We start from the raw sequence: 18,629 nt of genomic DNA, 5'->3' as shown, positions 1-18,629 counted from the left end.
CGAATTTCTAAAAATTCAAGCTTTTACATCACAGTCTTATAAATTTAAGATTTTAGTCTCTAGTGCATAATGCCTTTATAAATAAAATAACTGCCTACCACCACTAACAGGCAAGCAAAGCATTTTTTTAACATCTGCGGCGATAACGCATGAGCAACCTTTGCTCCAAACTTCGCCGTGACAAAACTCATGACACTAATGCCAATAAAAGCATAGATATGCACATAACCAATCGTGTTAGGCACTGAAATTTGTTCTTTCGCACCAAACCACATAAATCCAATCGCTCCAGCAACTGCAATTGGTAAACCACAAGCGGCAGAAGTCGCGACTGCTTTTTGCATGACCACGCCATGACGGTTTAAATATGGAACGGTTAAACTTCCTCCCCCAATTCCAAAAATTGCAGAGGCAATACCAATGCCTCCACCCGCCATGAATTGCATAGGGGTTGAAGGAAGCTGACGCGTTGGATCAACAACTACATGTGCTCCTTTAAACATCCGATAGGCCATCACAACTGCAAAAATACCAATAAGAAGTTGCAAATGCTGACCAGACATCAGGTCGGCAATACCCGCCCCTAAAAATGAACCTAATACTAACCCTGGTGCTAAATTACGAAAAACCGGCCAAAGTACAGCACCCTTTTTATGATGAGCTGAAACAGAACTAAAAGACGTCACAATAATGGTTGCAAGCGATGTTCCGACTGCAATATGCATGATTACTGCGGGGTCGTAGTGCAATTGGGTAAAAACCACATAGAGGATTGGTACAATAATTAGTCCACCACCAACTCCAAACAATCCGGCAGTAAAACCAGCAATTGCGCCAATGAGTAAATATATGATTAACTCCATAAATGTTTTACCACTCTGCTCATATTCAATGGATTTAGAGACTCGCCAACTACAACAACTTTTAAGCGCAAAAAACCAGCTTCCAGAAGTGGTTTTATTAAAAGCAACCACAACTTCGACCAATGATGATATTCGTGAAATTGCCCAAAAAGGCATTACAACGGGCTTGGTTTGCAGTGCTCAACAAACTCAAGGGCGAGGTCAACATCAACGGCAATGGATTTCACCTGAAGGAAACATTTATTTAAGCACATTGGTGCAAACTCGAACACCCTTAGATGGTCGCTTAGCACTTGAAGTTGCACTGAATATTCTGCAAATCCCCCAGTTACAAGCTCTGAATTTGCAAGTGAAATGGCCAAACGATTTATATAGCGCTCAGGGTAAATGGGGTGGAATTTTAGTCGAACCACTGTCTCAACATCAGGCTATTGTGGGTGTAGGTATTAATTTAAAAACACCACCAGTGACTGATAGTGATCAACCAATTACCTCTTTAGAAGATTTGGGCCTAGAGCAAATGGGTCGTCTTGAGTTAATTTCAGAACTTTATATTGCGATTCAAAATGCTGCTCGCTGGTTTGATCATGGCTGCTACAATTTAGCGGGACGTTTTAACCACCATGCAGCATGGCTTAATCAGTTGGTGCAGTTCGAACATAGTCAGGGACTGGTACATGGTCGTTTTGTTGGAATCTCCAATGAAGGTGCAGTAATTCTTGAAACTCCTGAACCTCAACAGTTTTATCAAGGTCGCTTAAGACCGCAAGTGAATCAATAAACAGGTGTTCTTCCATGAAAAGTTTATGGCTTGATATCGGGAACACCCGTTTAAAATACTGGATTACTGAAAATCAGCAAACTATTGAACATGCAGCTGAGCTACATTTACAGTCCCCTGCCGATTTATTACTAGGTTTAATTCAACACTTTAAACATCAAGGTCTGCATCGCATTGGAATTTCTTCAGTACTCGATACCGAGAATAATCAACGCATTCAGCAGATTTTAAAATGGCTTGAAATTCCAGTAGTTTTTGCGAAAGTCCATTCTGAATATGCTGGCTTACAGTGTGGTTATGAGGTTCCGAGTCAGCTCGGTATTGACCGCTGGTTACAAGTGCTAGCTGTAGCTCAAGCAGATGAAAACTATTGCATTATTGGTTGCGGAACAGCGCTCACAATTGACCTAACTCAGGGTAAACAGCATTTAGGAGGTTACATCCTGCCTAATTTGTATTTGCAGCGAGATGCTCTTATTCAAAATACCAAGGGTATTAAAATTCCAGACTCAGCTTTTGATAACCTAAATCCAGGCAATAACACTGTAGATGCAGTACATCACGGTATTTTATTAGGCCTCATTAGTACCATTGAAAATATTATGCAGCAATCTCCAAAAAAGCTGCTGCTAACTGGTGGCGATGCAACACTATTTGCCAAGTTTTTACAAAAATATGAGCCTGTTGTGGAAACCGATCTTTTACTCAAAGGACTACAACAATATATTGCTCATTATCCTAAAGACTAAAACACAGAATAAAATAAAAGGCGCTATCTGCGCCTTTTATTTTATAAGTTTATTTCTTTTGGTCGTTGTTACCAAACAGTGGACCCATTCCGCCACCGCCGCCGCCAAATTGTTTTTGCATATTGCCTAATGAACGCATCATTTTGCTCATACCAGATGGATTGGCAAACTTCTTCATCATTTTGGCCATTTGTGCTTGTTGCTTGATAAGTTTATTCACTTCAGCAACATCCATACCACAACCTGCCGCAATACGTTTTTTACGACTTGGGTTCATCAAGTCTGGATTACGGCGCTCTTTAACAGTCATTGACTGGATAATCGCTTCCATCTTCTTGACTTGCTTTTCAGGGTTCGCTTGCTCAATCGCTTGCTGAATTCCTGCACCGCTCATGCCAGGCAACTTGTCCAAGAAGCCCATCATGCCGCCCATTTTTTTCATTTGCTCAAATTGCATCAGCATATCTTCAAAGTTGAAGCTACCGCCTTTTTGCAATTTTTTCGCCATTTTTTCGGCTTTTTCTTTGTCGATTTTACGTTCAACTTCTTCGACTAAAGAAAGTACGTCACCCATGCCTAAAATACGTTGAGCAACACGGTCCGGGTGGAATGGTTCTAAAGCATCAAGCTTCTCACCCATACCCAAGAACTTGATTGGCTTACCAGTAATGGCACGCACAGAAAGCGCTGCACCACCACGTGCATCACCATCAGTTTTAGTAAGAATGACACCGGTAAGTGCTAAAGCATCATTAAATGCTTTTGCTGTATTTGCAGCATCCTGACCTGTCATGGCATCAACCACAAACAAGGTTTCAGTCGGCTTAACTGCTGCATGCAATTCTTTAATTTCGTCCATCATGTCTGCATCGACATGTAGACGACCTGCCGTATCGACAATCAATACATCAGCAAACTGGATTTTTGCCTGTTCAATTGCACGATTAACAATATCAATTGGCTTTTCAGAAGGATCTGAAGGAATAAAGCCTGCACCAACTTCAATTGAAACAGTTTCTAACTGTTTAATTGCTGCCGGACGATAAACGTCGGCAGAAACAGTCATTACTTTTTTCTTTTGACGTTCTTTTAAGAAACGTGCCAGCTTGGCAGCAGTTGTAGTTTTACCTGCACCTTGTAAACCAGCAAGTAATACTACAACAGGAGGTTTCGCACTTAAATCAAGTGTTTCATTCGCCTCACCCATCATCTTGGTGAGTTCGTCATAGACAATCTTTACAAATGCCTGGCCTGGTGATAACTGAGTCATCACTTCTTGGCCCAATGCCTCTTCCTTAACTTTCGCGATAAATTCACGAGTTACAGGTAACGCGACATCGGCTTCAAGAAGTGCCATACGTACTTCACGTAAGGTATCTTTAATATTGTCTTCGGTCAGCTGCCCTGAGCCAGTAACATTTCTTAAACTCTGTGTGAGTCGTTCTGTTAAGGTATCAAACATTGCAAAATCCGCTTAAAATGGCTAGTTGCAAAAAAATCTTTCTCGAAATAGAAAATTTATGCATAGAATGCTATAGGATACTTTAGTTCGCAGCGAATTTATATCTTATATAGATGAATTAATCCTGAAAAAGGTTTGACATGATTAGCCTCCCCTTGGTTTACACAATTTTGGCACTCATCGCATATACCACTTCTTTCTGGTATCTGTTTATTCGTTTAATGTCAAAACGTGAACCAAACTCATGGTTATTTGCTTTTGTTACTATCTTGGCACTACTGTTGCACGGTACAGTTTTATGCGATGCCATGCTTACACCAGCGGGAATTAACTACGATGTATTTAACCTGATGTCTTTCACATCGGGACTTATGCTATTGTTAAGCTTAATTTTTAGTACTTTCCGCCCTATTCTACCGTTAAACTTGTTAGGCATTCCTGTCGCAGCTATTGGTCTTATTTTAGGTTTTGCATTTAGTCGACCAGACCAATTTATTGAGCAGCATTCGCTAGGTCTTGATACTCATATTATTCTTTCACTTTCTGCCTATGCAGTTTTACTGATGGCAACCATACATGCAATCTTAATATGGTTCCAAAATCGTGAACTCAAAAAGAAACAAAAAAAACGTTTTTGGGTCAACTTACTCCCGCCAATTCAAGCGATGGAATCTTTGTTATTTGACCTAATAATTACTGGTTTCATTTTATTAACGATTGCGCTTACATTTGGTTTTTTAACCATTGATAACTTCTTTGCTCAGCATCTTGCTCATAAAACCGTATTTAGTATTATTTCTTGGTTTATCTATGGTGCATTACTGATCGGCCATTACAAGCTTGGTTGGAGAGGTCAAAAAGCAATTCGTTTTACCTTAATAGGTTTTGTACTTTTAGCGATTGGATTTATCGGAAGTAAATTTGTGCTTGAGATGATCTTAGGGCGCTAGGAAAATTAAAATTTAATCGATACTAGACAGCGTTATGCATATCCCGTATAACGCTGTTTTTCGTTTTACTCAGGTGACACAGACTGTGAAACTCATACTCGCTCCAATGGAAGGTTTAACTGACCCGATCATGCGGGATACACTCACATCTGTTGGTGATTTCGACTGGTGTGTGACCGAGTTTATTCGCGTTACAGACAGTATTTTGCCAGACCACATCTATTATAGTTTTTGTCCTGAACTAAAAAATGATGGTAAAACAGCAGCAGGTACGCCTGTTCATGTTCAGTTCCTAGGTAATAACCCAGATATGCTGGCAGCAAATGCAGCAAAAGTTGTTGAATTGGGTGCACCTGCAATCGATCTTAATTTCGGTTGTCCTGCAAAAACTGTTAATCGACATCGTGGTGGTTCAGTACTTCTCGATGAACCAGACGTGGTACATCTGCTGATTAAAGCAGTAAGAGATGCGGTACCTGAACATATTCCTGTTTCAGCAAAAATGCGTTTAGGTTATCTCGATGAAAACCATACGATGGAAAATGCCCATGCTGTTGAAGATGCGGGTGCAAGCTGGTTAACTGTACACGCTCGAACTAAAGCAGATGGCTATACGCCACCAGCTTATTGGGAAAAAATTCTACCCATTAAAGAAGCTTTAAAAATTAATGTGATTGCTAACGGTGAAATCTGGACCAATGCTGATGCTAGAGCCTGTCAGCAACAATCTGGTTGTGAAGACTTAATGATTGGCCGTGGTGCGGTGACAACTCCTGATTTAACCCAATGCATTCGCCAAAATATGGATGAAGCGTTATTTAGTTGGGAACAACTCGTTGACTTACAAATTCGCTTTTTAAACGGTCAAGCAAAAACAGAAATTGGGATGGTTGGTCGTTATAAACAGTGGTTAGGTATGATGACCAAAGCCTACCCTCAAGCGAAAGAATTATGGGATAAAGTTAAACGAATTAAAGCTTTAGATGAGATTGTTCAACAATTAGAACACACCAGATCAGATACTATTTAACTCGCTATAACCTTAAAAAAAGAGGGCGATTGTTTTCACAGCCGCCCTCTTTCGTATTTCAGGTTAAGCTATTATTCTTTTTTAAAAGCCGCTTACTTTCATTTTAAAGTCAGTTACAGAAACGCCAGTGACACCAAAATTCCCCATAGAGCCATTAGGTAAATTATTAAACGTTGTTGTACTTTGAGTACTCATATTTCCTAAAGTGACATTATTAAGTGAAGCATCAAATTTACTAGATGCACCTATATTCCCAAAAGTTAATCCAGTTGGTTCAACACCTGCATAAAAACCATCTAACACAAAACCAGTTGAAGTATTTGTTCCTGCAAACTTAAACCCAAATGTAGCACCTGTATTATCGGACACTAAAGTAATTGGACAACCCGTAGCAGCAGAACAAATAGATTGAATTGCTCCACCAAATTTAAGCATGACGGACTGAGCAGCATGACCCAGTTGAATATTTAAACGAGGTTTATTGGTTTGTAGAAAGTTAATATCTAGATTTCCAGTAGAACGAATGATTTCTTTTACACCCGCATTTACTGTCGTTCCCGAACTAAAAATTGATTTGGGTGCATAACTTGTTAATGCATAATCGGATGGACTAGATAAGGATGTACTTGGGGCTAAATAAACTGAAAAAGGTAGAAGTCGAATACCGTTTACATCATTCCCCATAGATATAGCTAAATTTAAAAAAGGATTTCCACCCCCAGCATCGGTATCCATTGCAATATTAAAAGAAGGATTACCCGATACAGCAGCTTTAATAAACTCTATACTAGGAACTGGGTTAGTAGAGTTTCCAGCAATTACAAAACCAGCTTTACTGTTATAAGAAGTTGAAGCAATACCGTTAGTATCAATGAGTGCGACCTGGTTAAATTTAACTTTATCGGCCTGAATTCCTAAAGTTAAGCCATTTTGGCCCGTCGCTGCTGCAAGGCTTTGATCATCCAAAGGCTGCATTGCAAATACACTTGAACTACTGGCAAGTAGCAGCCAGAACCCTATATTTTTATTCTTCATGTCGCTCTAATCCTTAAGAGACAAACGTTTATTATTTGTTCAGACTATCAGAATAATATTCAAGTACAAAGCAATTATCTCTATAACCCGACGAATGCAAATCCAATCACACTAAAATAAAATTTATATAAAAAAGTGACGATAATCGTCACTTTTATTCATTAGTTAAAGGCGCCATTTCTAGGCACAATACTAAAGCTACTATTTAGGCGTCCACCAGTAATTGCAAGCTCACCTAAACGTGCTCCAGCTCCTGTTGTAGGCGGATAGAAATTAATATCTTTTACACGTAATGCGCCGTCAATACTCTTATCAGGGTTAAAATAAACCGCCGTATTTACCCCAACTTTACCTAAACCGCTTGTTGTATCTTTACCCACAACTAAAGCGGTATTAAACGCTAGCTTTCCCGTAATATTGTCAAAACCAATGGCAGAACCATCAATCGGATCACTAATTTGAACCGTATTTCCAGTTGCTGTCGCAGGCATTGTGAAATCGCCTAGTACAGTTAAAGCACTACCATCTGCAATTGAACTATTTGGCACAATTGATAAGTTAAGATCGCCACCTAAACGGAGTTTTAGACCAAATAAGACATCATTATTTTTTGCAAAATTATCGATAGGTGAAGTACATGAACCCGTCGCTGGACAAGTTTTATATTTAGCCCCTGGTAAATAACCTGCTGCAATTTCTGTTGATAAAGCAAGTAGCATCTCTTTTAAACTAATATTAAGACTGCCATTTTCTAAACCAATACTTCCATTGCCTTTGAGGAACATATCGATATTACGTAAGCCCATGTAATAATCAGTAGGACTACCACCATTATTAGCATTTGGAGAACCATCAATTAATAAAATTGAGGTTGTTTTAGTTCCAGTCGCATCACGTCCCGTAGTTCCAGCAGCAATACCAAAACCTAAACGCGAAGTGGTTCCAGATGTAGCCACAGCATTTCGAATAGGCTTACCATTTGCATCTTTTGTGTAGTAATAAGCACTATTTGCTGGTGCATCTAAACCATATACAGCGGCGTTAGCATTTAAGTTATAAAAAGGTAATGCTAAGCCCCACTGGTTATTCGCACCATTGTCTGCAAACTGATTGGCAGCAGCAACATTCGCACTTGTCGTAAAACGACCACGTCTTGAAAATGCTTGAAACTCTGCTCCACGCATCGCAAGAATTAAGCTAAACGGATTAGTGACTGTATCACGGTGAATGTTATGTTGATAATCAGCAGTTGTTGTTAAAGTACCCGACCCTAAACGAATTGCATTTAAAGTCGCGTTGTTTGGCATTAATAATGTTTTGGTATCGGCAAGATTTAAATAAATATTTCCGCTATCAAAATAACCACGCGTAGCTGAGTTAAGACCTGTTAAATTACCAAATTCAAAGCCATAAGCATTTAAACCTGCTCCACCAATTTCTAAAGTGGTTGCTTTGCCATCTGAGCCTAGCATTGAGTCATTGTCTTTAGTGAATTCACCTTTCATACGAAAGGCAATGCCAGAATTACCTAAAATACTATTACTTGAACCTGTACCCCCAGCTGTATTTGCAGTGCCTAAAGTGGTGGTATCTGCCGTACCATCCATACCACGGACTTGTAAATAACTATTTACCATACGTCCGCTAGCACCTAAACGAATCAAACCTTTCGCATTCTGTGGGTTATTAGTTGCGTCTAAAGCATAAGGGTTAGTTTTATCGACATTCGAGCTGAGCATCACCTCAATATTCAGGCCTGAATTGGTTACTTTGCCACTACTGTCAACATACGTACCCGCAGTTAAACCAGAAGCTGAATCTGCTACACGGTTAAAATCAACATAGCCATAGGTACTATTTGGAGTTTGCCCTACACCAGCAACATTAGTTCCAGTATTTGTCTGTAAAACTAAGCCACGAGTTGGGTCAATTAACATCGCTCCTTTACCGACAAAATTAAAGTTAAAATTTCTTAAAATTAACTGATTTAACTGGCTACGAGCATCCAATTCTCCTAAATAAATATTGGCATTATTAATACCAAGTGTCATGCTTGACTGGCTATTTGCATTAAACAAACCATCTTGAGTTGTAAGTGCCAAATTTAAAGGAGAGGTCGTTTGAATAGCCAACTGCCCTAAAGTTGGCGAGCATGTAGCTGAACTATTACAAACTTTAACGCTATTTACGGTAATAAGTGATGGACTACTTTGCATAGAAAAGTCGAGTCCAGTTTTACCCGTAGTTGGGTTACTCCCTACATCTAAACGGTAATTAGTGCTTAAAGTTTGGCTAGATGCATTACTTTTTTGAACTTTTATCCCGCTCGCCTGAGCTCTTAAGACCTGATCTGCACTACTAGGTGTCCCTGCATGGTCATCCCAGTAAGCATTATCAATATTGATTTCATTAAACGTCGTTTGAATCGAAATCCCATCTTGCCCATTAACAGCACTCATGTCAGCATCTGTTAAAGCTTCTAACGCAAAAGCATGTCCGCTCACTAACAACATGCTGATTGTTAATGCGTTTAAAATAAACTTTGAGCTGTGATTTTCTTTATTTTTTTTCATCACTTCAGTTCCTTTGAAATCTACATTAACGCTTAACAACGAGGATGACTTCCATCACAGCTAAAGACCATGACTTTCCCTTGAATAGCCAAATTCCCATTCATCATCAAGCCCATAAAACCAGTTTCGCGCCCATGGTCATACGCTGATGGTGTGGCAGTAGCCACTTGTTGGTTCGCACTGTTAGCAGTCGCCGCATAAGTTGGCTTTTTGAAATATGCATAATCATACATATTTGCGCTGGACCCTTGTGCTGTTGTTGAGCTAGTAAAGTTATCTTGCTCAATTGATAAGGCATTAAAACCAAAGTTACGAATTAAAATTGGCTGCGCTGCACTAAAACTAAGCTGAATAGCAGGCTTAATCATTTCAGTATTGTTTTTATCCAAATACTTTAAATCAGCACCATCTAAACCCATTTTTTGGATATTTAAAGTACCTTGTACACCTTTAAATACAAGCCAAAGTTTATTACCACTATCACTATTTTCGGCCCAACCACTTGGTTTGGTCGCATCTGCTTGTACAAAACGCTTATTAATTGCCAAGCCAATATGACAGAACTCTAGGTTCTCACAGACACCACCACTACCATTGTCAAATACACCGTTAGCTGTCTGGTTTAAATTGAGCGTTAAAGATAAATCAGCACCCGCTTGCCCATTTATGGCCTGCAATGCTTCATTGTCTAAAGTTTGTAGCTCTGCATGAGTGACCGTTGCACAAAGAGCGAGGATTAAAGTACTTATTTTTTTCATATCACTCTTCTCCTCTTATAGACCTTTAGTTGTGAGTTTCAAGTGCTGGATTAAAACACCGTCAATAACAGCAGAACCCATGTTATTGGTAATCGCTGAGCTAATCTGTGCCCCCGATAACTTATAGGTATTTAAATCTGCATTTGGTGTAGTGCTATACCAACGACCACCCTCGTAACGAGCATCTGGCAAAGGTGTACCGTTTGGCACAGTGTATTGAGCACCATTTCCAGCATCAGCTAAGGTATACCCTGTATTATTTACTGTCGGGTTATAATAGGAAGTACTATCAATATTAGCCCAGTTCGCACTTTGGGAATCAAATCTTAAACCTGAGCCTGCATTGCCAGTCCAGCCTGTGGCTGTCCGATATTGCCATGTATCATAACAAGTACTTAAATTCAAAAATCCGCAACTATAACTACCTGCACGGCGTTCCTGATTTTGCAATTGGTAGAAGTTTTTAGTTTGCGTTATAGCCGCCACAGTTCCTGTAGGTAATTTACCAAATGAAATACCTACAGCATCTTGTGTGCTATTACCTTTAAAGGCTTCTAAAGTATTATTGGTTGCATTATAGACCGTTGAACCAATTGAAATACTACTATGTGTCGCACTAGAACCCTGATATGTTTTACCACCTAAGGTTACGTTCGTACCACATTGATAAATATTACAAGTTGACCCTAAATAACTCGTATCGGCCCCACTATAGTCTGTATAGATTTTCTTATAAATTTCAGGTTTATTCGGAATACGAGCGAGCTCTAAACTAAAGTTCTTGCCATCCGAGCTTAAAACAAGTGGTTGATATAAAGAACCCAACACAAGGTTAATATTAGGGTTATAGAGATATAGACCTTCGTTCGCATCAAATGTTGGTGCAACTCCTCCATTAATTGCTGGAGTTACCAAATTACCTTGTGTAGTCCCTGACTCGCGCGTACTTAAACGTAAAACATTATTCATAGCACTATCAGTTGGAGCAGTCCATGAACCTGTTGAAGTAACAGTCGTAGTTTGGCTACGGATACGATATAACCAGTCTGAGCTCGGTGAGTTATTGCTTGGCGCACCAGTATATTGGGTACTATAACGATTTACCCATGATCCCACGGTAGACGTTGGAGTATTTGAAGTAATCGTTGCTCTTAAATTGGAGGCATCGCCACTGTTTAAACGAATAACTCCAGCTAAACCCAAAGTATCATTATAAAAAGGGCTCATTCCACCAGCAGATGTTGCTCCCCCTAATGTTTGGAAAAGCTGTAAGCGGCTGCCATTTAAGCTAAAGTTATTCCAGACCCCTTGTAAACGAAGACGGTTTGCACGAGTTGCGTCAGTACTCGTGCCAATTAGACCATTTGAATCACCATAATTAAATTGATCTGCGGCGCCATTTATTTTATTTGGATTTCGGACAAAAATATCTGTCCATAAGCCTAATTTCAGCTTATAAGCGTCAATACCTGCAGAATCCTTTGTTCCGACTTCATATAAAGGGGCTTCTAAAGCTAAGTAAGTTACCTGACATGTTGGGTCAGTCGCACCTGTACAATTATTTGTACTAAAATTCGGCACTGAGTTTTCAGTCGCAACTTTGAAAATCCACGGGTTAACAGCAGTACCCCAACTTGAGATTGCAGCAGTTGCATCGGTAGAAGCAAGGCGAGTATTGGTATTATTATCAGATTTAGAAAGTGCTAAGCCATAAAGAAAAATATCAGCTTTACCTACCGCACGGTCACCTGAATCAATAGAACCATTTTTATTGGTATCAGCGGCTGTCATACTTAAAGGGCCAACAGGTACATAATTGATATAACCTGTATCTTTAGTGCGGTCAGTTAAAATTTGGTTTGTAGTTTCATTCGCTCCAGCTCCACGAAATACCATATAAGTATTCTGTGGCAAGATAGCAATACCTTCACCAGTGGTTTCACTTAAACCTGCATCAGAAAGTTCTTCAAGAGCAAAACTTGGCTGACTTATACAAAAGCCAATTAAACTTGCCAGAACGGTTTTTTGAAACCTTACCGTATAATTAAGTGTAGTCATCTTGACCTTCCTGTTTATACGATGCCGCGCACCATATTTATTTTTCTTTAACAATCCTTGATGCTAGGTGAATTTTTCCTTTTCTCCCTAGACTAGAAGGCAAATCCAAATAGATATTGCCAACCCTTCCACATTTCCATTATGCGCAATATTTGCACGAATGCAAAAAAATAGAGCTTAAAAACTTACTTTTCCGATGAATGTAAAATTTAAAACTATGCATTATTCATACTTAGCAGAATTTTAAACTTCCATAGCAGTTTGGAGCAAAAGACTGATTAGCTAATTGTAAATTCTGTAATTCTAGTACTGCTGGTCTCGCGTTTGATAAATCCCTTGTCCCAACATTAAAATCACCACCAATACAATTTACAGCCAAGAAACCACAGTTTAATGGATTCTGGGTTAATTCTTTACTCACTTCAGTAAGTGCATCTCTAATAGTATCTGTTTTAATAACGACACTATTAGTCGGGTCAATTCGACCAATATCTATTGGATTTGATAACTCTAGCCACCAACCACGCATTGCTGTTGATACCGTTCCAGGCCAACGTATATCTTGTCCCTGCATGGATAATGATAATGGACTACCACTCAAATCAATTTTATGGATATAACCTAAATTTTCTAACAACGGTACTGTTACAGGTAAATTATTAATGGTCCCACGAAGATTACCATTTAACGTAATTCCCCCAAGGATATCAACATCAGCTGCCAGGGTACCCGACAAATCAATACCATTGACTATAGCAGAGGCTAATAAATTTACACTGCTCATCCGGTGTCCAGATACAATTGATTGTGGTAATGATAACTGTGCTTTTTGGGTAGGGGACAGTGTTATATCATAAGACTTAGTCTGGAAATCAAGATTAAATCCTGCTCCTAATGCAATTTCACCTCTAGCTTTACCTGTAATTGCTTGATTAACACCACAACCCGAAGGAGATGGATATACGCCACAAGCAGGGCTACCTGTTTGCGTGATGCGTGCAGCCTCAACAGTCGCCGCACCTACTTGGGGTGCTACTACCATATAACCACTTAAACTATTAATACCATTTGGTGTAGCTGAGTTTTCTGTGCCAATAGTTAAAAGTCCTTCAACTGCTTCAGCACTCAAGCGAATACCAGCTACTTCACGAGTTGATGCACTATTTGGGTTCTTTATTGCCAATTCGAAAAAAGGGTTTGTCAGTTTAGCATCGCTTGCTACCCGGCCCTCGCGTGTATCTGCTACACCACTTAAACTAACATTATCAAAATCAATATCACAGCCGCCCGCACCATTTACCCCACCACAACCTAACTGCAGTTTACGAATATTGGCATTAATTTCTAACTCGGCCTCTAAACCTAATTTATAAAATCCTACATTACTACTGCTATCACGCAATTTTTCCAGATTTGCCGAATCATTAGGTGCAATATAAGACATACTCATCAAGGCTTGACCCCGAGTTGCTGATAGTTCAGCATCTGACATAGGGACTAGTGTAGAAGCAGCATAGGCTGAGGAAAAGCATAAGCTTCCGAGTGTCAAAAGTGCTACTCGAAGAGACGTAAACTGTCGCATGGCCGACCTCCGTATCCGTGGGGGCATAATCCTGTTTAATTTCTTTTTATTTGGCCTATCAGCATTTGATAAATATTTAACTAAACATTATCAAAGAGAGCCTATATCAACCACATTTGCTTTTAAATTCTGTGATGCAGAACAAAAAAAACAAATCAATTATTGATCATTTTATATCATTTTTTACAAAAGGAAACTGTCGTTTATCATAATTCCGATAAACGCTTCTCAAAAAATTTTATTTATAAAATTGGGCCACCTAAGTGACCCATTATTTTTAAATGTTTTCATCGAGGAAACATTAAGTTTTGGGAAGTGTAACACCTGTTTGACCTTGGTATTTACCACCACGGTCTTTATAAGAGGTTTCGCACACTTCATCACTTTCAAAGAAAAGCATTTGTGCTACGCCTTCCCCAGCATAAATACGCGCAGGTAAATTCGTCGTATTTGAAAATTCTAAAGTAACGTGACCTTCCCATTCAGGTTCTAATGGAGTCACATTTACAATAATACCGCAACGAGCGTAGGTCGATTTACCTAAGCACACTGTTAACACATTGCGAGGAATACGGAAATATTCAATTGTTCGCGCTAGAGCAAATGAGTTTGGCGGAATAATACAAACATCAGACTCAATATCGATAAAACTTTTGTCATCAAAATTCTTTGGATCGACAATTGCAGAGTGTACATTTGTAAAAACCTTAAATTCACGGGCACAGCGTACATCATAACCATAGCTAGAGACCCCGTAGGAAATCAACTTTTCACCATTTTCATCAAAACGGACTTGATTCTCTGCATAAGGTTCAATCATGCCGTGTTTTTCGCTCATTTCGCGAATCCAACGATCAGACTTAATGGCCATGTATTTTCTATCCAAAAGGTAAATTCATTGATTTCGACGTACTTTAACTTAAAAAACCAATTATGAAAACAACACAGAGCTACTCAAATAAATAAGAATAGCTCAGCGGTACATTTAAAGGTTCAGTAAAGCAGAATAACTAATTGGAATTGAAAAGCTGACTAAAACAAGTGAAGCGGTTTTTTGCAAGTTAGTTTGATTTAACCAACCCACTTTCCTAGAAGCTAAAACCGATCCCAAGAAAATCCAGAACAACGCAATTGGTGTAATAAGCGCTAAATAAGCCATCATATGAATTAAATAAATATGAAAATTACTCCATGCCGCTACTGGGAAAATTGCTGAGGCAAAGAGTAATGCTTTTGGGTTTAATAAAGTGGCGCAGAATAACTCACGAGCACGAATCGTTGGCTGATTTAATTCAACTTCTTGATTTGCCGTATGCCATAACTTAATGGCTAAGAAAATAATATAGCAAGCGCTCAATAGCTTTAGGATAGGCGGCAGCATTGGTAGTGTGCTAGACACTTTTCCAATCAACATTCCCCATGCAGAAATAGAGATGATATAACCCAAAACTTCTGCTGGAATAAGTTTTACTGACTTCCTTAATCCCACTTGCACCCCTGAAGAAGCGAGTAGTGTATTGGTTGGGCCTGGAGTAAGTAAAATTGTGGCTACTAAGCCAATAAAAAGCCATGAAATCATTGAATGACCTCACAATATAGTCATCTCAGATTAATTGATATCCTGTCACAAGGCAAAAGGTAATTGTAAGACAAAGTATTTCAAATTATTTTCAAAATAAAAATAAATTTCATAAAAACAAATATTTATATAAATACCATATAAATTCAAGAAGAAAACTTTACGGTCAGTTGGGATGCTTTTCAAATAGATTCTGACTTAAGTAACATAAGTATTTTTATTTTAAGTCTATTTTTCCATCAAAAGTCTTTATAATAAAAAATATATAGCAATGGTAAGTTTAAATTTTAAGCTTTTAATAAGTTTCAATTCATATATTGTTTCTGATTTTTTATATAGAGCATCGCGCTTTACTACCCTTAATGATTATGGCAAAGCATTTTTTTCAATCTTGGCTTCCCTCCCCCGAGAAAGTTTCAAATATGAAATTTCTAAGGATTTTTGGTAAAAAGACCCTTAATCCTGTGCTTTGGTATGTCAATCGAAAATCAATTACCCGAGCTGTTTTTGTCGGAACTTTTTTTGGTTTACTGCCTATTCCTTTTCACAGCGTATTTATTGTGATGGCTGTATTGCTATTTGAAGTAAATTTACCAATTAGCTTGATGCTCGCTTGGTTAAGTAACCCGCTTACATTAGTTCCTATTCTATATATTGGTTTTTGGTTCGGTGCCCACATTTTTCATGTGCATATGATTAACAAAGAAATGTTGCTGGGTGTATTGCATCAGATTTCTCGTTGGATTACTCATTTCGGCCATGGCCACATTGATTTTAGTCTCGCGAAAATTTTGATGACAGGTCTAGTCGTAGAAGCTTTTGTATTTGCCGTTATTTTATATATATGCACAGAAATTTTCTGGCGTTGGATGGTCATAAAAAACTGGAAAAGTAGACATCGCCATAAAAAGCAAGAAGAGGTTTTATAAAAACTCCTCTCTTCTTGCATAAGTTTAAATCATCATTTTGGTAGTTTTGATTTCATATACTCTTCAGCCACATTAAGCACATATTCTTGGCAAGCCTCTCCTGTACCAGGATCATAAGCTCCATTATTGGTAATATTATTAGATAAGATTCGAATGCCTAGGAAAGGGACATTAAGTTGACTTGCGATTTGCGCAACAGATGCTGCTTCCATTTCTTCAACAGAAGTACCATAACGTTGATGGAAAAATTGAATACGATCTAGCTCATTATTCCAAACATCTGCTGAACCAATCGTTCCTTCAACCACATCACCTTTATCATAACGGACTTTATGTGCCGCCATTAACAACTCTTGGTCACCTTCAAATTTACGAATTGCAATCGGTTCTGGGTCAGATTCATCTGTTGGCAAAACATCAAAAGCCTCAACCCATGTGAGTGAGTTTGAACCACCGCCTAAGGGCTGTTTAGGAGTTCTAAATGCACCAATATTGGTTGTATATTTTCCTAAAACAATATCATAAACATGTAAATCAGGATCATGTCCACCTGAGGTGCCCTGATTAATGATCGCAATTGGTTTATAACGTTCAATCGCTAGAGCAGTTGCTGCAGCAGAGTTACTCATACCCATACGAGTTTTAGAAATAATCATTGGATAACCATTATAGGTTCCTTTCCAGAATTTCCACCCACCAATTTCTTCAATAGTCTTATTCTCTAATTTTGAAGCCATTTTTTCCGACTCTACGGGTAAAGCACCCTGAATAATAATCGGTTGTAACTTCTGTTTTTGTTCCTGAACTGTTGGTGTTTGCGAAACAGATGAGTTGTCATCATTACATCCAACTAAAAATAAAGCGCTACACAAACTGATAACGCCAAAAGTAGATTTGAATCGCATTTTTTAACCTTTCTTTTTAAAAAGTGTAAAGTAGCAATCTACATGCCAATTTCAAGTTTAGCTTTGTTATTTCGATTCAATAATTTAACTTTTTATTTTAATCAGATGATAAAAAACCCGACTTAAAGCCGGGTTTTAATCAATTAGAAAATACGTTTATCATCACGTGTGCGTTGAGGGATTTTTTCAATCTGCTGCCAGACTGCTTTAGCAATATCAATATAACTATCAGCGGCATCATCCATTGCTACAACACTTGGTTTACCCTGATCAGCATGTTCACGTATTTGAGCATTGAGAGGCAAACGACCTAATAATGGAATATGGTATTGCTCGGAAAGCTTATCACCACCACCAATACCAAAAATTTGCTCTTCATATCCACAGTTTGAACAAATATGAGTCGACATATTCTCAATAACACCTAATACTGGAATACCAACTTTATTAAATAATTCAATTCCTTTGGTAGCATCTAGCAAAGCAACATTTTGAGGCGTAGTCACAATAATTGAGCCTGTAACTGGAATACGCTGTGCAAGCGTAAGCTGAATATCACCAGTACCTGGTGGCATATCAATCATGAGTACATCTAAATCAGGCCAAAGCGTTTGATTAAACAATTGCATTAGAGCACCCGTTGCCTTTGGTCCACGCCATGCAACAGGTGTGTTGTTATCACCGGTTAAATGTCCAATAGAAAGCACAGCCATACCATAAGCATCTAAAGGTACAAAATTTTCACTTTCAATAAGTGGAGTTTTGCCCGCATTACCTAGCATTGTCGGAATACTTGGTCCATAGATGTCAGCATCTAACACCCCAACCTTAAGTCCCATTTTTTGTAAGGCAAGCGCTAAATTGACCGTAGTTGTCGATTTACCTACGCCTCCCTTTCCAGATGAAACTAAAATAACATTCTTAATGCGAGGATGAAGTGGAACATCTCTTTGTTGCGGAGCGGCTTTTTGAATCGGTGGATTATTTGGATCTGGTTCTGATTTAGGTGAGGCATCAAGCACAGGAGGTAAATTCGAACTTTCTTGTGAAGGGCGCTTTTGTTGAACCACGTGTAAATTAAGTTCTTCAATACCGCACTTTTCTAATGCACTAGCTAAATCATCATGAATTTGCTGCAAATGCTCTTTTTCGTCAGGGAAAGTATTAATGGTGAGTTGTAAAACTCGTCCCTGAACTTGGAGCTGACTTATACGCTCTTTTAATGCATCTTTTGAATGTGGTAGTAAGTAATTTTGGAGTACGGTTTGGATTTCATCTTTTTTCACTTCTTGTGCCGGTGAAAAAACAGACTTTAATGAAGAAAGCCAAGACATATTGTTTACTCCAAAAACAGATCATTACAGCTTAATGGAGA

The 18,629-nt window shown here is 38.7% G+C and carries 16 protein-coding genes; 5 read left to right on the top strand and 11 right to left on the bottom strand.

The window, feature by feature from the left end; translation table 11 throughout:
- Positions 1-59: 59 nt before the first annotated feature.
- Positions 60-863, bottom strand: coding sequence for a sulfite exporter TauE/SafE family protein (locus ACXM0J_RS00330; protein WP_014205929.1), 804 nt, complete (start codon positions 861-863; stop codon positions 60-62).
- A 28-nt stretch (positions 864-891) separates the two neighbouring features.
- Here ACXM0J_RS00330 and ACXM0J_RS00325 point away from each other — a divergent pair, with 28 nt between their 5' ends.
- Positions 892-1,644 carry a biotin--[acetyl-CoA-carboxylase] ligase gene (locus ACXM0J_RS00325; protein WP_086266083.1) on the top strand — a complete coding sequence of 251 codons (753 nt, stop codon included), beginning with the start codon at positions 892-894 and terminating at the stop codon, positions 1,642-1,644.
- 14 nt (positions 1,645-1,658) lie between these two features.
- Positions 1,659-2,393 carry a pantothenate kinase gene (locus tag ACXM0J_RS00320; protein ID WP_086266046.1) on the top strand — a complete coding sequence of 245 codons (735 nt, stop codon included), beginning with the start codon at positions 1,659-1,661 and terminating at the stop codon, positions 2,391-2,393.
- Between the two features lie 49 nt (positions 2,394-2,442).
- On the opposite strand, the gene ffh is transcribed toward ACXM0J_RS00320, so the two are convergent.
- Positions 2,443-3,855, bottom strand: a complete 1,413-nt coding sequence (ffh, locus tag ACXM0J_RS00315; protein WP_086266047.1) for a signal recognition particle protein — start codon at positions 3,853-3,855, stop codon at positions 2,443-2,445.
- 140 nt (positions 3,856-3,995) lie between these two features.
- On the opposite strand from ffh, the gene ACXM0J_RS00310 reads away from it, so the two are divergent.
- Together ACXM0J_RS00310 and ACXM0J_RS00305 are read left to right on the top strand one after the other, a co-directional pair.
- Entirely contained in the window at positions 3,996-4,805 is an 810-nt protein-coding gene (locus tag ACXM0J_RS00310; RefSeq protein ID WP_086266048.1) for a cytochrome C assembly family protein, read from the top strand.
- Positions 4,806-4,890: 85 nt separating this feature from the next.
- On the top strand, positions 4,891-5,835 hold the full coding sequence (locus ACXM0J_RS00305) for a tRNA dihydrouridine synthase (RefSeq protein ID WP_213034464.1): 945 nt from the start codon (positions 4,891-4,893) through the stop codon (positions 5,833-5,835).
- Between the two features lie 81 nt (positions 5,836-5,916).
- On the opposite strand, the gene ACXM0J_RS00300 is transcribed toward ACXM0J_RS00305, so the two are convergent.
- The 7 genes from ACXM0J_RS00300 to ACXM0J_RS00270 form a co-directional block, all read right to left on the bottom strand.
- Positions 5,917-6,870, bottom strand: coding sequence for a DUF6160 family protein (locus ACXM0J_RS00300; RefSeq protein WP_086266049.1), 954 nt, complete (start codon positions 6,868-6,870; stop codon positions 5,917-5,919).
- A gap of 161 nt (positions 6,871-7,031) precedes the next feature.
- Complete coding sequence (locus ACXM0J_RS00295) at positions 7,032-9,443, bottom strand: DUF6160 family protein (RefSeq protein ID WP_262470501.1); 2,412 nt, start codon at positions 9,441-9,443, stop codon at positions 7,032-7,034.
- Between the two features lie 32 nt (positions 9,444-9,475).
- Positions 9,476-10,201 carry a DUF6160 family protein gene (locus ACXM0J_RS00290; protein WP_086266051.1) on the bottom strand — a complete coding sequence of 242 codons (726 nt, stop codon included), beginning with the start codon at positions 10,199-10,201 and terminating at the stop codon, positions 9,476-9,478.
- A 15-nt stretch (positions 10,202-10,216) separates the two neighbouring features.
- Positions 10,217-12,259 (bottom strand): hypothetical protein, encoded by a 2,043-nt coding sequence (locus ACXM0J_RS00285; RefSeq protein WP_262470499.1) that lies wholly within the window; start codon positions 12,257-12,259, stop codon positions 10,217-10,219.
- A 232-nt stretch (positions 12,260-12,491) separates the two neighbouring features.
- Positions 12,492-13,841 (bottom strand): hypothetical protein, encoded by a 1,350-nt coding sequence (locus ACXM0J_RS00280; protein WP_130119736.1) that lies wholly within the window; start codon positions 13,839-13,841, stop codon positions 12,492-12,494.
- A 301-nt stretch (positions 13,842-14,142) separates the two neighbouring features.
- Complete coding sequence (dcd, locus tag ACXM0J_RS00275) at positions 14,143-14,712, bottom strand: dCTP deaminase (RefSeq protein WP_003653416.1); 570 nt, start codon at positions 14,710-14,712, stop codon at positions 14,143-14,145.
- Between the two features lie 114 nt (positions 14,713-14,826).
- Entirely contained in the window at positions 14,827-15,420 is a 594-nt protein-coding gene (locus tag ACXM0J_RS00270; RefSeq protein ID WP_086266053.1) for a LysE family translocator, read from the bottom strand.
- 362 nt (positions 15,421-15,782) lie between these two features.
- On the opposite strand from ACXM0J_RS00270, the gene ACXM0J_RS00265 reads away from it, so the two are divergent.
- Positions 15,783-16,349 (top strand): DUF2062 domain-containing protein, encoded by a 567-nt coding sequence (locus ACXM0J_RS00265; protein ID WP_213034466.1) that lies wholly within the window; start codon positions 15,783-15,785, stop codon positions 16,347-16,349.
- 32 nt (positions 16,350-16,381) lie between these two features.
- On the opposite strand, the gene ACXM0J_RS00260 is transcribed toward ACXM0J_RS00265, so the two are convergent.
- Positions 16,382-17,254, bottom strand: coding sequence for a 5'-methylthioadenosine/S-adenosylhomocysteine nucleosidase (locus ACXM0J_RS00260; RefSeq protein ID WP_086266055.1), 873 nt, complete (start codon positions 17,252-17,254; stop codon positions 16,382-16,384).
- A gap of 143 nt (positions 17,255-17,397) precedes the next feature.
- On the bottom strand, positions 17,398-18,588 hold the full coding sequence (gene apbC, locus ACXM0J_RS00255; RefSeq protein WP_086266056.1) for an iron-sulfur cluster carrier protein ApbC: 1,191 nt from the start codon (positions 18,586-18,588) through the stop codon (positions 17,398-17,400).
- Positions 18,589-18,629 lie beyond the last annotated feature (41 nt).

This window comes from Acinetobacter sp. GRABPA_MV_2 (assembly GCF_056725885.1).
Note: the sequence above shows the minus strand (reverse complement) of the source record. Positions and strands in the feature narration are given on the sequence as shown.

What these genes read in the sequence shown, in the direction of transcription:
- ACXM0J_RS00330 (WP_014205929.1), bottom strand. Translation starts at nt 863, where the DNA reads ATGGAGTTAATCATATATTTACTCATTGGCGCAATTGCTGGTTTTACT.
- ACXM0J_RS00325 (WP_086266083.1), top strand. Translation starts at nt 892, where the DNA reads ATGGATTTAGAGACTCGCCAACTACAACAACTTTTAAGCGCAAAAAAC.
- ACXM0J_RS00320 (WP_086266046.1), top strand. Translation starts at nt 1,659, where the DNA reads ATGAAAAGTTTATGGCTTGATATCGGGAACACCCGTTTAAAATACTGG.
- ffh (WP_086266047.1), bottom strand. Translation starts at nt 3,855, where the DNA reads ATGTTTGATACCTTAACAGAACGACTCACACAGAGTTTAAGAAATGTT.
- ACXM0J_RS00310 (WP_086266048.1), top strand. Translation starts at nt 3,996, where the DNA reads ATGATTAGCCTCCCCTTGGTTTACACAATTTTGGCACTCATCGCATAT.
- ACXM0J_RS00300 (WP_086266049.1), bottom strand. Translation starts at nt 6,870, where the DNA reads ATGAAGAATAAAAATATAGGGTTCTGGCTGCTACTTGCCAGTAGTTCA.
- ACXM0J_RS00295 (WP_262470501.1), bottom strand. Translation starts at nt 9,443, where the DNA reads ATGAAAAAAAATAAAGAAAATCACAGCTCAAAGTTTATTTTAAACGCA.
- ACXM0J_RS00290 (WP_086266051.1), bottom strand. Translation starts at nt 10,201, where the DNA reads ATGAAAAAAATAAGTACTTTAATCCTCGCTCTTTGTGCAACGGTCACT.
- ACXM0J_RS00285 (WP_262470499.1), bottom strand. Translation starts at nt 12,259, where the DNA reads ATGACTACACTTAATTATACGGTAAGGTTTCAAAAAACCGTTCTGGCA.
- ACXM0J_RS00280 (WP_130119736.1), bottom strand. Translation starts at nt 13,841, where the DNA reads ATGCGACAGTTTACGTCTCTTCGAGTAGCACTTTTGACACTCGGAAGC.
- dcd (WP_003653416.1), bottom strand. Translation starts at nt 14,712, where the DNA reads ATGGCCATTAAGTCTGATCGTTGGATTCGCGAAATGAGCGAAAAACAC.
- ACXM0J_RS00270 (WP_086266053.1), bottom strand. Translation starts at nt 15,420, where the DNA reads ATGATTTCATGGCTTTTTATTGGCTTAGTAGCCACAATTTTACTTACT.
- ACXM0J_RS00265 (WP_213034466.1), top strand. Translation starts at nt 15,783, where the DNA reads ATGATTATGGCAAAGCATTTTTTTCAATCTTGGCTTCCCTCCCCCGAG.
- ACXM0J_RS00260 (WP_086266055.1), bottom strand. Translation starts at nt 17,254, where the DNA reads ATGCGATTCAAATCTACTTTTGGCGTTATCAGTTTGTGTAGCGCTTTA.
- apbC (WP_086266056.1), bottom strand. Translation starts at nt 18,588, where the DNA reads ATGTCTTGGCTTTCTTCATTAAAGTCTGTTTTTTCACCGGCACAAGAA.